The organism is Streptomyces sp. NPDC056480 (assembly GCF_042795405.1).
Classification (GTDB): Bacteria; Actinomycetota; Actinomycetes; order Streptomycetales; family Streptomycetaceae; genus Streptomyces.
In genome coordinates this window covers 33,981-47,797 of record NZ_JBHTSA010000003.1, presented here as the reverse complement: position 1 = coordinate 47,797, position 13,817 = coordinate 33,981, and the positions used below count along the sequence as shown (strand labels likewise).

The following is a 13,817-nucleotide window of genomic DNA, read 5'->3' as shown; positions in this document are numbered from 1 at the left end:
CAAGTCGCACGGAAAAGACGCCGAAAGCGGGGCAGAATCACCGTTTATAACGGATGGATAACGCCTCTGCGGTGCGCTCGACCTTCGCGCCAAGAGCGTGAGAACATCCGCCATTCCACGTTTGAAGGGGGCTTCAGCGGTCAGGCGTAGAGGTCTTTCCGTGAACCGCCCCCGACGCGCCCGGTCCGGAACGCGCCGGAGCCGGGCCGGGTACGACGACCCCGGCCCGGCTCCCTTCCTCGTGCGGCGTTCCGCCTACCAGATCGCCTCGACCCACTCCGGGTGGTCGATGAACGGGTTCCGGTTGCCCTGGTAGGTGGTGTAGATGACGTCGTTGCGACGCTCCTCGAAGGCGCTCGGCGGGTCCTGCTCGTTCCACTGCTTCAGGACCGAGAGTCGGCCGTGGAAGCGGACGCTGCCGTTGGTCGTCGACTCGTTGGGCTCCAGGTCGGCCCAGGCGTCGTCCCCCTCGTAGCGGACGGCCATGTACAGGATCATCCGGGCCACGTCGCCCTTGTCGGCGTCGCGCGGCTCGAACGAGTTGCTGTCCGTGTAGCTGCCGGGCGCGCCGCTGACCGGGCTGCCGCCGTTGTCGAAGTCCTTGTTGCCGCGGATGCTGTTGACCTGGACGTCCGCCGCGCGCAGGTGGTGCAGGTCGGTGCCGGGGCCGGCCGAGGTGCCGAAGTTGCCGTGGGACTGGGCCCAGGTGTGCTCGCGGTTCCAGTCGCCGACGTCGCCGCCGTTGAGGCTCTTGCTCCGCGAGGTCCCGCTGTAGAGCAGGATGACGTTGTTGGTGTTGTTGGGGTCCTGGTCGGCGACCTTCAGCGCGTTCCAGACCGCGTCGTACGAGATCTTGCTCTGGCTGCCGATGATGGTGTGCAGCGAGGACTTGAGGCTCGTGCCGGTCTTGCCGATCGCGTTCTTGTAGTACGTGCTGTCGTACGCGGTGGTGGTGGCGCCGGCGGGGGTAGCGGCGACCGTGGGGAGCGTGACGCCGACGAGGGTGGCGGCGACGGCCGCCGCCCACACCTTCCATCTGCCGATCCGCACAACGGACATGGGGGGCCCTTTCCCGGGGACGGTACGCGCGGGACGGCGGGCGTCGGCTCAACGATTCCGCTGTCTACGCGTGTTGACTTCGTGTCATCGGGAGAGTGGCACACGGCAGGTACCTGTCATGTAACGAGGAGAAGGCTGTTCCATGACGAGTTCGCATATGGCCGAAACGGGGGGTCCGCTCCAGAGCCTGTCGCGGAGACCGCCCCGTCGGATCGGGGCGGTCCCGGGTGTCCTCAGGTGCCCCGGACGTCCACCGGCATCCCCTTCGGCTCCTTGATGCGCTTCATGATGATCTGCGAGTTGACCTCGGTGACCCCGGTGAGGGTGGTCAGCCGCTCGATCCACAGCCGCTCGTACGCCGCGAGGTCGGCGACCGCGATCCGCAGCAGGCAGCCGGGGCTCCCGAACAGCCGGTACGCCTCGATGACGTCCGGCACGTCCTGGAGCGCCTCCTCGAAGGCCTCCACCGTCTCCCGGTCCCGTCGCACCTCCACCGAGACGAGCACCTCGAAGCCCCGCCCGACCGCCTCCGGATCGATGATCGCCCGGTACCCCTGGATCACCCCGTCCTGTTCCAGCTGACGGACCCGGCGCAGACAGGGCGACGGGCTCAGCCCCACCCGCTGGGCCAGCTCCTGGTTGCTCAGCCGGCCATCGTTCTGGAGCTCGCGCAAGATGTGGAGATCGATTCGGTCCATGGCGCAATTATCTACCACGCTGAAACGATACGGCGGCTGATTTAGCAATCGCCTTGCGTGCCTTCTGTCCTATCGTTGCGATGCAGGGCGATTTCGGCACGGAGTAAGGACGGCAGGCATGAAGCGGACGAACGACGGGGGAGCGCGCCGGATCGTCGTCATCAGCACGGGCGGCACGATCGCCAGCCGCTGGCAGGGCACCGGCTACGCCGCCGACGCGTCAGGCGACGACGTACTGGCCACCGCACCGCTTCCCGAGGGCGTCACCGTCGAGGTCGTCGACCTCTTCAACGTCAACAGCTCCCGCGTGACCGCGGCGCACCAGCTCGCCCTCCTCAGGACGGTCCACGAGACCCTCGCCGACCCCGGCGTCGACGGCATCGTGATCACCCACGGCACCGACACCCTCGAAGAGACCGCCTTCTTCCTGGACCTCCACCACAGCGACGCCCGCCCGGTCGTCCTCACCGGCGCCCAGCGCCCCTTCGGCACCGGCGACGGGGACGGCCCCGGCAACCTGTACGACGCGCTCCAGGTCGCCTCCTCCGTCAGCGACCTCGGTGTCCTCGTCGTCTTCGACGGACGCGTCCACGCCGCCCGCGGCACCGTCAAGACGCAGACGCTCGCCGCCGACGCCTTCTCCGACCCCTCGGCCGAGCGCCTGGGCCGCGTCGGCTTCTCCCGTGTCGACATCGAGCGGCAGCCGGAGCGCCCGACGCCACTGCCGCTGCCCGTCGCCGCGGACAAGGCGGACCCCGACCTCCCCGACGCCGTCCCGGTGCCCCGCGTCGCCATTGTCACGCACCACTCCGACGGCGATCCCTTCCTGCTGAACGCGGCCGTGGCCGCCGGCGCCCAGGGCGTCGTCCTCGTCGCCACCGGCGCGGGCAACGCCACCCCCGAGATCGCCGCCGCCGTGGCCGACGCGGTCGCCCAGGGCGTCCTGGTCGCCGTGACCACCCGTGTCCCCGCAGGGCCGCTCGCCGAGATCTACACCGGCGGCGGGGCCGTCGACCTCGTCGCCGCCGGGGCGCTGCTCACCGGCACGCTCCGCGCCGCGCAGGCACGGATCGCGGTCCTGGCGACGCTGCTCGCCGAAGGCGGCAACGGCGCGGGCGACCCCGTCCGCAGCACCGCCCTGCTGCGCCGCCTCCTCGACGGGCCCGTCCGCGCGGAACCGGCCCTCGCCACCGGCGGCTCCCGCTCGGCCTCGGCCGTCGCCGCCCGCGCCTGACCCGGCGCACCACAGAACCCCGGCTCGCGGGCGGCGCACCCCCCCCGCCCGTCCGCGAGCCGGAGCCAAGCTTCGCGAGGCGCTGCCGCCCGCCCCCGTCGTCGTACGGCCACGAAGTCGGCCGGGCCACGGGACATGCGGACGGCCGCCCCCCTCGGCCGGGCCACGGCGCACGCGGACGGCCACCCCTTCGGCCAGGCCCTCACCGCGCACGCGGGACGGCCGCCCCCTCGGCCGGGCCCCCACCGCGCACGCGGGACGGCCGCCCCCTCGGCCAGGCCCCCACCGCGCACGCGGGACGGCCACCCCCTCGGCCGGAGCCCCACCGCGCACGCGGCCGGGCCGACCTCCCGGCCCGGACCCCACGGGCAACACCCCACCCCACCGCAACCCCGGCGGCCCCCTGGGCGCGCCACGCACCCCAAGGACCCCATGGCTCCCGCACCGGCCCCGCACCCCGTCCCCGTCCGCCGCGAGCACGATCTGCTCGGCGACCGGGACGTTCCCGCCGACGCCTACTGGGGTGTCCACACCCTGCGCGCCACCGAGAACTTCACCGTCACCGGCACGCCCATCTCCGTCTACCCGCTCCTGATCGACGCGCTCGCCGCCGTCAAGGAGGCCGCGGCCCGCGCCAACGAGGAACTGGGGCTGCTGCCCGCCGACAAGGCCGCCGCCATCGCCGGCGCGTGCCGGGAGATCCGTACGGGACGGCTCCACGACCAGTTCGTCGTGGACGTCGTCCAGGGCGGCGCCGGCACCTCCACCAACATGAACGCCAACGAGGTCGTCGCCAACCGCGCCCTGGAACTCCTCGGCCACGCGAAGGGCGACTACGACCGCCTCCACCCCAACGAGGACGTCAACCTCGGCCAGTCCACCAACGACGTCTACCCGACCGCCATCCGCATCGCGGCGATCGGCGCCGCCCGCGAACTCCTCCTCGCCATGGCCGTGCTCCAGGACGCCTTCGCCGCCAAGGCCCTGGAGTTCCGCGACGTCGTCAAGATGGGCCGCACCCAGCTCCAGGACGCGGTGCCCATGACCCTCGGCCAGGAGTTCTCCACCTACGCCGTGATGCTGGAGGAGGACCGCAGCCGGCTCGCCGAGGCCGTCGAGCTCATCCACGAGATCAACCTCGGGGCCACCGCCATCGGCACCGGCCTCAATGCCGCGCCCGGCTACGCCGAGACCGCCCGCCGCAACCTCGCCGAGCTGACCGGCCTGCCGCTCGTCACCTCCGCCAACCTGATCGAGGCCACCCAGGACTGCGGCGCCTTCGTCCAGCTCTCCGGGGTCCTCAAGCGCATCGCGGTCAAGCTCTCCAAGACCTGCAACGACCTGAGGCTGCTGTCCTCGGGACCGCGCGCCGGGCTCAACGAGATCAACCTGCCGCCGGTCCAGGCCGGTTCCAGCATCATGCCCGGCAAGGTCAACCCGGTGATCCCCGAGGTCGTCAACCAGGTCGCCTTCGAGGTGATCGGCAACGACATCACCATCACCATGGCCGCCGAGGCCGGGCAGCTCCAGCTCAACGCCTTCGAGCCGGTCATCTTCCACGCCCTGTCGAAGAGCCTCCTCTCCCTGCGCGCCGCCTGTCTGACCCTCGCCGACCGCTGCGTCAGCGGCATCACCGCCAACACCGAGGCGCTCAGGGCGGCCGTCGAGAACTCCATCGGTCTCGCCACCGCGCTCAACCCGCACCTCGGCTACACCGCGGCCACGGCGATCGCGCAGGAGGCGCTCGCCACCGGGCGCGGCGTCGTCGAACTCACCCTGGAGAAGGGCCTGCTGCCCGCGGAGCGCCTCGCCGAGCTGCTCACCCCCGAGCGCCTCACCGGCGCCCCGGGCCCGGCCCTGGCCTGACCTCTCCGTCTCCTCGGCCCCGGGTACGGTGACGGGCTCACGCCCGACGTATCCGGAGCCGAGGAGGCCACGCATGACCCACGCGGAGGGAAGGGACCGGGCCGAGCACGTCGTACGCCTGGTCCGTGACGTACTCGGATCCGAGGTGCTCGCCGCCTGTCTTCACGGTTCGGCCGTGCTCGGCGGACTGCGGCCGGGCAGCGACATCGACGTGCTCGTGACCGTGCGCCGCGGCACCACCGGGGCCGAACGGCGGTCCCTCGTCCAGGCGTTGCTCGCCGTCTCGGGGGAGCGGGCGTACGAGGGACCGGCCCGGCCCGTGGAGCTGAGCGTCGTGGTGCACTCCGAGGTCCGTCCCTGGCGGTACCCGCCGGTCTGCGATTTCCTCTACGGGGAGTGGCTCCGCGACGGGTTCGAGGCGGGCGGCACCCCCGTGCCCGCGCCGTGCCCGGATCTCGCTCCGCTGATCACCATGGCGCGGGCCGGGAACGCCCCGCTCTTCGGTCCGCCTCCCGCGGAGGTCTTCGACCCGGTCCCTGAGGACGACCTGCGCGCCGCGATCGTCGCCGGGGTCCCCGAGCTCCTCGAGGACCTGGACGATGACACCCGGAACGTCCTGCTGACCCTGGCGCGGGTCCTCAGCACCCTCGCCACCGGCGAGATCCGCTCGAAGGACGCCGCCGCCGACTGGGTCCTTGAGCGCCTTCCGGCCATCCACCGCCCGGCCCTCGCCGAGGCGCGTGCGCTCTATGTGGCGGGGGAGTACGGGAGTTGGACGGAAAGGCGGCCGGAAGTCCGTGCACTCGCCCGGTATCTGACGGAATCCGTTCGAGAGGTGTACCCGACCTGAAGTTACCCGTCGGTTTCTCGTGACTTCCCCGATGGCCGACAGTAGAACATGTTCCCATTCGCCCCTGAGTGAGGGACATCACATGAGCGAACTCCCCCTGCCCGCAAGGGGAATCGGTGGCGTCAGCCGTCGCCGATTCCTCGCGGGAACAGGTTCTGTTCTCGGTGCTGCCGCCCTGGTCGGCCACGGCACCCCGGCCCACGCGGAAGCCCGCCTCGCCGACACCCCCATCCCCACCGGCGCCCACGTGCCCGCCCTCGTCATCGGCACCGGATACGGCGGCTCCGTGGCCGCCCTCCGGCTCGCCCGCGCGGGCGTCGCCGTCCACATGGTCGAGATGGGCATGGCCTGGGACACCCCGGGACCCGACGGCAAGATCTTCGCCAACACCACCCGGCCCGACTACCGCTCCTTCTGGCTGCGGACCCGCACCAAGCAGCCGCTGAGCAACTTCCTCGGCTTCCCCCTCGACAAGGACGTCCCGCGGCACACGGGCATCCTCGACGCCGAGGACTTCGCCGGCATCACCGTCTACCAGGGCAGGGGCGTCGGCGGCGGCTCCCTCGTCAACGGCGGCATGGCCGTCACCCCGCGCCGCGAGAACTTCGCGGCCATCCTCCCGACCGTCGACGCGGCCGAGATGTACGCCACCTACTACCCGCGCGCCAACGCGGGACTCGGCGTCACCGAGGTGGACCGGTCCTGGTGGGAGAGCGCCGCCTGCTACCAGTACGCGCGCGTCGGCCGCAAGCACGCCCAGCGCTCCGGCTTCCCCTTCGTGTTCGTCCCGAACGTCTACGACTGGGACTACATGAAGCAGGAGGCCGCGGGGGCCGTCCCGAAGTCCGCCCTCGACGGTGAGGTCATCTACGGCAACAACGCCGGCAAGAAGACCCTCCAGAAGACCTATCTGGCCCAGGCCGCCGCCACCGGCCGGGTCACCGTCTCCGCCCTGCACAAGGTCACCTCCGTCACCCCGGCGGCCGGCGGCGGCTACACGGTCGCCATCGACCAGATCGACACCACGGGCGCCACCCTCGCGAGCAAGACCGTCACCGCCGACAAGGTCTTCTTCGCCGCCGGAAGCATCGGCACGAGCAAGCTCCTCACCCGCCTCAAGGCCACCGGCGCGCTGCCCGCCCTCAACAACGAGATCGGCAAGGGCTGGGGCGACAACGGCAACGTCATGTGCGGCCGCGCCAACCACATGTGGGACCCGACCGGAAAGCTCCAGTCCGCCATGCCCACCGCGGGCATCGACAACTGGGACGCGGGCGGCGCCTTCGCCGAGGTCGCCCCGCTGCCCACCGGCATCGAGACCTACGCCTCCTTCTACCTCTCCATCACCAAGACCCCCCACCGGGCCGAGTTCACCTGGAACCCGGCCACCGGCAAGGTCGACCTGAGCTGGGACAGGGCCTGGAAGCAGACGTCCATCGACGCCGCGAAGACCATCTTCGACAAGATCAACTCCAAGGAGGGCACGATCTACCGCACCGACCTCTTCGGTGTGTACAAGATCTGGGGCGACCACCTCACCTACCACCCGCTCGGCGGCGCGGTCCTGGGCAAGGCGACCGACAACCACGGACGCCTCCACGGCTACTCCGGGCTGTACGTCATCGACGGATCGCTGATCCCCGGCAACGCCAGCGTCAACCCGTTCGTCACCATCACGGCCCTCGCCGAACGCAACATCGAGCGGATCGTCGCCGAGGACTTCTGAGCCCGCGGCGCGGCACGCGCACGCCGCACGGGGAAGGGCCGGCCGGGAACCACCCGGCCGGCCCTTCCGCACGCGGTCAGTGCGTCGGCAGCACACACACCTCGTCGAGCCCGAGCACCCGGTTGAGCCGCCCGAACGCCAGCCACGAGCCCAGACTCATCGTCAGCTCCACGATCTCCGCCTGGCTGTACCGGGCCGTCATCCGCTCCCAGAACTCCTCGTCCAGACCGTGATGGTCCAGCGCGTACCGCTCCGCGTACTCGGCCGCGAGCCGCGTCCGCTCGTCGAAGCCCTCCGAGACCGGCGTCTCCCGCCAGGCCGCGACGACCTCGTCGAAGCCCTCCTCGACCTTCACCCCGTCCCGGTCGGTACGCCAGTCCAGACAGAAACCGCAGCCGTTGATCTGCGCGATCCGCAGCCGCGCCGCCTCGAACTCGCGCAGCCCCAGCGTCGTATGGGCGTACACCGACAGCGAGAAGTTCGCCGCCGCAGTCCCGATCTCCGGGACCATGTCGCCCCACACGTACCCGATCGGCTCCTGGCCCTCGGGAATGTCGATGATCACCGTGGTCTCCTTCCCAGCTTCCCGACCGCCGGCCGCAACGGCACGTCCAGCGCGTCGTACAGTCCCGGCTCCGCGGCCACCAGCCAGTCGATCGCCCCGACCAGCCGGCCCACCGCCGTCGCGTTCCCGCCCGCCGAGCGGTTCTCGCCCTCGGCGGTCGCCGCCACCGTCACCTCGATCCGGGGACTGCCCTCGACGATCACCCGGTGCGCCCCCGCCCCGTCCGGCGGCACCGGCCAGTCCGGCGCGCACGAGGGATGGATGCGGGTGACGTGCTCGATCACGATGCGGGGCTCCCCGGCGACGACGCCCTGCACCTCGAAGCGGATCGCGCCCTGCGTGCCCGCCTCGAAGACGCCCATCGTCCGGGTCTTCACGGTCGACTCCAGCGGACGCCGGTCCACCGTCTCGCGGATCTCGTCGAGCTCGGCGCCGAGCGCGCGGGCCATCAGGCGTATCTGTCCGCCCCACACCATCGTCGGCACCGACGGCAGCAGCATCGGCGGCTCGTAGTCGAGCGGCCGGCCCATCCCGATCAGGTCCCGGACCGACTCCTCCTGCTCGTACGTCGAGTAGTCGAAGATCTCCTGACAGCGGATCACGTCCACCGTGCTGCCGAGCCCGCTCACGAGCAGCGGCAGCACGTCGTTGCCCCAGCCCGGGTCGACCCCCGACACGAAGAGCGAACCACCGCCCTCGGCGACCGCCGCGAGCACCGGATCCCGGAACTCGGGCGGCGCGTTGCGCTGGTCATAGAGCGGATACAGCGCGGGGGTGACCACCACCGCGCCCGTCCGCACCGCGCGCGCCACGTCGTCGAGCGCCCCGTCGGGCCGGGTGTCGCCGGAAGCCGCGTACACCACCGCCCCCGGCCGCCCGTCGAGCACCGCGCCCACATCGTCCACGGCCACGACCCCGAGGTCGTGGCCGAGCCCCGCGAGCCGGCCCGCGTCCCGTCCGACCTTCGCCGGATCGGAGACCAGCACGGCCGAGAGCTCAAGCCCTGGATGGGCGTCCACGGCGCGGATCGCCGCGCGCCCGACATTTCCGGTACCCCACACCACCGTCCGAATCATGCGCGGAGGGTAGCGCCGGGCCCCGAAGGTTCCCAGACCCGTGACGCGATGATCTGACGAATCGTCAGATCACCGTCGGGGTCCGGGCGGGTCAGGCCAGCCGCAGCGTCACGAACGGCACCGTGTCACCCGGCAGGACGTACCGCTCCACCTCGACGAAACCGCGAGCGAGCGCGAACCGCAGCCCGTCTTCGTTCGAGGCCAGCACCACCGTCTCCACGCCCTCGTCGCTCAGCGTCCGCGCGTGCGCGAGCCCCCGCTCGTACAGCGCCGTCCCGACGCCCCGCCCCCGGAACTCCGGCAGCGTCCGCGCGATGACGGTCGCCGCCGGGGTCTCCTCGTCGGGCGGCCGCACCGTCGAACAGCCCACCACCACCTCCCCGAGATAGGCGACCTCGAGCCGGTTCCGCCCCGCGCGCTCGCGCACCTCGTCGGGGGAGAGCACGGCCGTCGGGATGATCGTGTTGTGGACGTCCCGCCAGTGCGCGAGCCGCTCCTCGCCCCGGGCCGGTTCGATGTGAAGATCGTTCATGCGTGCAGGAAAGCGTGCCCCGCCCGGCCGGTCAACCGCATTCGGACGGGTACGCCGCCGAGGGCCTTCGCCACCGCTGGACGCGGCCGTACGGGTGAGGCCACCGGAACCTCCGCAGCGCCGCCCGCCGAACGGGTACGCATCCACGCATTGCCCCCCGGCCAGGAGGATCCTTCCATGCCCGTCCACAAGGGCGCCCCCGCGCTGCTGAGCGCCGGCATGCTGTGCGCGGCCCTGCTGCTCAGCGGCTGCGCGAACACCGCGCGCCCCGCCCCCGCCGCCCCCGCAGGGACGGCCGCGGCCGCCGCGACCGCCGGGGACTCCCGCCCCGCGGGCGCCCCACCCGGCGCCGCCCACGGGGCCGCCGGGCCGGGGGAGCCCGCGAGCAGCATCGCCTCCGAGCCCGCTCCGGCGCCCAGACTCCCCGGCGTCGGCCCCGCCACCCAGGCCTTCGTCCCCGACGGCACCACCCAGGCCCTGGTCGTCACCGGCGCGACCGCCGACGACAACTACTCCACCGCGACCCTCTACGAGAAGGGCCCCGGCGGCCACTGGACCGAGTCGGCGGGGCCGTGGCCCACCCGCAACGCGCTCCGGGGCTGGACCGCCGACCACACGGCCGGCGACCTGCGCACCCCCATCGGGGTCTTCCGGCTCGGTGACGCGGGCGGCCGGCTGCCCGACCCGGGCTCCCGCCTCCCGTACGACCAGGACGACCAGTTCGCCATCAGCGGCACCGGCTTCCTCGGCGAGCCCCTCGAAGGGTCCTTCGACCATGTGGTCGCCATCGACTACAACCGGGTCCCCGGCCGGACCCCGCTCGACAGGGAACGCCCGCTCGGCGACGAGAAGGGCGGCGGCGTCTGGATCCACGTCGACCACGGCGGCCCCACCCAGGCCTGCATCGCGCTCGAACGCGAGCCGCTGCGCGAACTCATCCGTGCCCTCGACCCGGCCAAGGAGCCCGTCGTCGTCATGGGCCCGGCGCCCGAACTGACCCGCTGAACGAGGCCGGATAGTCCTCGGCCGCGCCCCCGGGCACACCCCCCGGGCACGCCCGACAGCACAGCGACGGGGCCGGACGCGCTTTCGCCGTCCGGCCCCGTGCTCGCCGTCGCCGCCGGCCCCGTGCGCCCGTCGTGGCCCTCTTCCCGCCACGTACGCGCGCGTGTGCCTCAGTTCCCTCCGCCGGTCCCGACCGCCCCGCGGAACGCGCCCGTGTGGGCGAGTACCTGCTCCGGGGTCAGATAGGCGTCGGTGTACTCGAAGTCCCGCAGCGTGCCCGACTTCGACGCCAGGAACCCGGTCCGTACGAAGTCGTCCCCGGCCACGGCGTTCAGCAGCCAGTTCGTCATCACCCGGGTCTTCGCCACATTGGTCCGCAGCGCGGCCCAGTGATAGGCGCGGGCCACGGCCTGCGCGGGCGCCCCGTGCAGCTCCACACCGAGCGGCTTGGAGACCCCGTCGAGCCCGCCGAGGTCCACCACCAGACCCAGATCCTTGTGGGTGTACGGATGGGTCCGCTCGCCGCGCAGCGTCGAGACCAGGTTGTCGGCGAGCGCCTTGCCCTGCCGCATCGCGTGCTGGGCGGTCGGCGGACAGATCGCGCCCTCCTCGCCCTTGGCGAGGTCCGGCACCGCCGCCGCGTCCCCGAGGGCCCACACCCCGTCGAGCCCCGGCACGTTCATCTCGGCCGTGACCACGAGCCGCCCCCGGAACGTCTCCGCGCCGAGCGTGCCGATCAGCGGGCTCGCCGCCACCCCGGCCGTCCAGATCAGCGTCCGGCTCGGCAGCACCCGCCCGTCCGTGAGCGTCACGGCCTCGTCGTCCACGGAGGCCACCGACACGCCCAGGGAGACCTCGATGCCGCGCTTGGTCAGGATGTCCATCGCGGCGGCGCCCAGCTTGTCGCCCAGCTCGGGCATCAGCTTCGGCGCGATGTCGACCAGGTGCCACTTGATGAGCTTCGGGTCGATGCGGGGATAGCGCTTGGCCGCGTTGTGGGTGAGCAGCTGGAGGCAGGCCGCCGTCTCCGTACCCGCGTAACCACCGCCGACCACCACGAACCGCAGCCGCGCGGCCCGCTCCTCCTCGTCGGTGCTCGCGTCCGCCAGGTCGAGCTGGGCGATGACGTGGTCGCGGATGTACACGGCCTCGGCGAGGGTCTTCATCCCCCGCGCGTGCTCCGCGAGCCCGGGGATGTCGAAGCTGCGGGTCACACTGCCGGGCGCGAGCACGAGATGGTCGTACGGCTCGGTCACGTACTCCCCGGCGATCGTCCGCACCACGCAGACCTTCGCCGCCGTGTCCACGCCGACCACTCCGCCCGGCACGATCCGGGTGCGGTGCCGTTCGCTGCGGCGCAGCGACAGCGCGACGGACTGCGGGGTCAGGACCCCCGCCGCCACCTGGGGGAGCAGGGGCAGATACAGCTGGTACGAGAACGGTGAGAGGAGCGCGAGCTGCGCCTCCCGCTCCGCGAGGCGTCGTTCGAGCCGCCGTACACAGGCCACTCCGGCGAATCCGGCGCCCACCACGAGAATCCTCGGTCGCGTCACGCTGTCCGCCCTTCCGTATGAGCGTGCAAGAAACCATCGGATATGGCTGAGTAAGCCGCATGTGGCAATTTTTCGCTGACTATCCGTGGTTCACCCTTTTTATCGTCATTGCGGCCGGATCGCTCTTCGGCATGGTCCGCTTCGGTCCGGTGAAGCTCGGCCCCGCGGGCGTCCTCTTCGTCGGCCTGCTCCTGGGCGCGCTCGATCCCGACATCGGCCCCGCCGTGCCCGCGGGGCTCTCCGTCCTCGGCCTCGCCCTGTACGTGTACACCGTCGGTCTGGAAGCGGGCCCGGCCTTCTTCCGAGAACTCCGCCCCCAGCTCGCCGTGATGACCGGAGCCGTCGCCGCCCTCGTCGTCACCGCCGTCGCCGTCGGCCTCCTCGGCAGCAAGGCCTTCGACATCGACGGCCCGTATCTCGCGGGCGGCTTCGCGGGCATCGGCACCACCACCCCCGGCCTCGCCGCCGCCCAGGCCTCCTCGCCCGACCCCGCCCAGCCCGCCACCGGCTACGCGATCGGCTACCCCCTCGCCGTCGTCCTCACCATCCTCTTCGTCTCGGCCGTCGCCGCCGCCCGCAACTGGCCCGGCCGCCGCGACCCCGGCTCCGGACTCCCCAAGGAACTGATCACCCGCACCGTCGACGTCACCCGGCCCCTCCGCTGGGCCGACGTCCCCGGCGCCGCCGAAGGACGGCTCCTCGCCAGCGCCCACCGGCCCCTGGGCGGCACGCCCCGTGTCGCCCGCGACCTCGACGCCCTCGCCCCGGGCGACCAGGTGGTCCTCGTCGGCGGACCCGAGGCCGTCGCCGCCGGCATCGCCGCCCTCGGCACCCAGGCCGCCACCCACCTCCTCGACCGGCGCGACATCGTCGACTACCGCCGCATCCTGCTCACCAACCCCGACCTCGCCGGACACACCGTGGCCGAACTCGGCCTCGGCGACCGCTACGGAGCCAAGGCCACCCGGGTCCGCCGCGGCGACCAGGACCTCCTGGCCCACGACGACCTGCTGCTCCAGCTCGACGACCGGGTCCGCGTCGCCATGCCCAGGGAACGCACCGCCGAGGTCACCGGCTTCCTCGGCGACACCGAGGCCAAGGTCAGCGAGGTCAGCGCCGTCAGCATGGGCCTCGGCCTCGCCGCCGGCTTCCTCATCGGCATCCCCAAGCTGACCATCGGCTCCACCGTCCTGTCCCTCGGCACCGCCGCCGGACCCCTCGTCATGGCCATGATCCTCGGCCGGCTGCGCCGCACCGGCCCCCTCGTCTGGGTCCTGCCGACCCGCGCCAACCTCACGCTCCGCCAGATCGGCCTGCTGATCTTCCTCGCCTGCGTCGGCCTGACCTCGGGCTACGCCTTCCGCCGCGAGGCGTTCTCCCTCTTCGGCCTCAAGCTCCTCGCGGTGCTCGTGATCGGCGCCGTGCTCAGCTACGCCCTGATGGTGCTCGTCGCCCGGCTCCTCGGCCAGAGCAGGCCCCGCACCATGGGGCTCCTCGCCGGGTACGTGGGCAACCCGGCCATCACCGCGTACGCCAACAGCCGCGTCTCCGACAGCCGGGTGAACACCGGCTACGCGACCCTGTTCGCCCTGGCCATCCTCGTCAAGATCGTCTGCATCCAGTTGATCGTGGGGCTCTGAGGCCCGCGGCGGG

General features: G+C 72.2%; 12 protein-coding genes. 6 read left to right on the top strand and 6 right to left on the bottom strand.

Annotated features, from left to right (window positions below; translation table 11 throughout):
- Positions 1–255 precede the first annotated feature (255 nt).
- Together ACFQ79_RS02580 and ACFQ79_RS02575 are read right to left on the bottom strand one after the other, a co-directional pair.
- The gene (locus ACFQ79_RS02580; RefSeq protein WP_383578990.1) at positions 256–1,059 is read right to left on the bottom strand and encodes an endonuclease I family protein; all 804 of its coding nucleotides are present in this window, start codon (positions 1,057–1,059) and stop codon (positions 256–258) included.
- Between the two features lie 233 nt (positions 1,060–1,292).
- The gene (locus ACFQ79_RS02575; protein WP_383578989.1) at positions 1,293–1,757 is read right to left on the bottom strand and encodes an Lrp/AsnC family transcriptional regulator; all 465 of its coding nucleotides are present in this window, start codon (positions 1,755–1,757) and stop codon (positions 1,293–1,295) included.
- A gap of 118 nt (positions 1,758–1,875) precedes the next feature.
- Between ACFQ79_RS02575 and ACFQ79_RS02570 the strand changes: the two genes are divergently transcribed.
- The 4 genes from ACFQ79_RS02570 to ACFQ79_RS02555 all read left to right on the top strand — a co-directional run bounded on the left by ACFQ79_RS02570 (position 1,876) and on the right by ACFQ79_RS02555 (position 7,433).
- Positions 1,876–2,991: an asparaginase gene (locus ACFQ79_RS02570; protein WP_383578988.1), complete on the top strand. Its 1,116-nt coding sequence runs from the start codon at positions 1,876–1,878 to the stop codon at positions 2,989–2,991.
- A gap of 432 nt (positions 2,992–3,423) precedes the next feature.
- Positions 3,424–4,857 carry an aspartate ammonia-lyase gene (locus ACFQ79_RS02565; protein ID WP_383578987.1) on the top strand — a complete coding sequence of 478 codons (1,434 nt, stop codon included), beginning with the start codon at positions 3,424–3,426 and terminating at the stop codon, positions 4,855–4,857.
- A gap of 73 nt (positions 4,858–4,930) precedes the next feature.
- On the top strand, positions 4,931–5,707 hold the full coding sequence (locus tag ACFQ79_RS02560; protein WP_383578986.1) for an aminoglycoside adenylyltransferase family protein: 777 nt from the start codon (positions 4,931–4,933) through the stop codon (positions 5,705–5,707).
- An 82-nt stretch (positions 5,708–5,789) separates the two neighbouring features.
- Positions 5,790–7,433, top strand: a complete 1,644-nt coding sequence (locus ACFQ79_RS02555) for a GMC oxidoreductase (RefSeq protein WP_383578985.1) — start codon at positions 5,790–5,792, stop codon at positions 7,431–7,433.
- Between the two features lie 76 nt (positions 7,434–7,509).
- Here the strand turns inward: ACFQ79_RS02555 and ACFQ79_RS02550 are convergent, their stop codons facing one another.
- The 3 genes from ACFQ79_RS02550 to ACFQ79_RS02540 all read right to left on the bottom strand — a co-directional run bounded on the left by ACFQ79_RS02550 (position 7,510) and on the right by ACFQ79_RS02540 (position 9,606).
- A complete protein-coding gene (locus tag ACFQ79_RS02550) occupies positions 7,510–7,998 on the bottom strand; it encodes a carboxymuconolactone decarboxylase family protein (RefSeq protein WP_383578984.1) in 489 nt (162 codons plus the stop codon).
- Positions 7,995–9,074, bottom strand: a complete 1,080-nt coding sequence (locus ACFQ79_RS02545) for a dihydrodipicolinate reductase (RefSeq protein WP_383578983.1) — start codon at positions 9,072–9,074, stop codon at positions 7,995–7,997. Before ACFQ79_RS02545 ends, ACFQ79_RS02550 begins: the two co-directional genes overlap by 4 nt.
- Before the next feature lie 91 nt (positions 9,075–9,165).
- On the bottom strand, positions 9,166–9,606 hold the full coding sequence (locus ACFQ79_RS02540; RefSeq protein ID WP_383578982.1) for a GNAT family N-acetyltransferase: 441 nt from the start codon (positions 9,604–9,606) through the stop codon (positions 9,166–9,168).
- 177 nt (positions 9,607–9,783) lie between these two features.
- Between ACFQ79_RS02540 and ACFQ79_RS02535 the strand changes: the two genes are divergently transcribed.
- On the top strand, positions 9,784–10,611 hold the full coding sequence (locus ACFQ79_RS02535) for a hypothetical protein (RefSeq protein WP_383578981.1): 828 nt from the start codon (positions 9,784–9,786) through the stop codon (positions 10,609–10,611).
- Between the two features lie 170 nt (positions 10,612–10,781).
- On the opposite strand, the gene ACFQ79_RS02530 is transcribed toward ACFQ79_RS02535, so the two are convergent.
- Positions 10,782–12,164 (bottom strand): NAD(P)/FAD-dependent oxidoreductase, encoded by a 1,383-nt coding sequence (locus tag ACFQ79_RS02530; RefSeq protein ID WP_383578980.1) that lies wholly within the window; start codon positions 12,162–12,164, stop codon positions 10,782–10,784.
- Positions 12,165–12,223: 59 nt separating this feature from the next.
- Between ACFQ79_RS02530 and ACFQ79_RS02525 the strand changes: the two genes are divergently transcribed.
- Entirely contained in the window at positions 12,224–13,804 is a 1,581-nt protein-coding gene (locus tag ACFQ79_RS02525; RefSeq protein WP_383578979.1) for an aspartate:alanine exchanger family transporter, read from the top strand.
- Positions 13,805–13,817 lie beyond the last annotated feature (13 nt).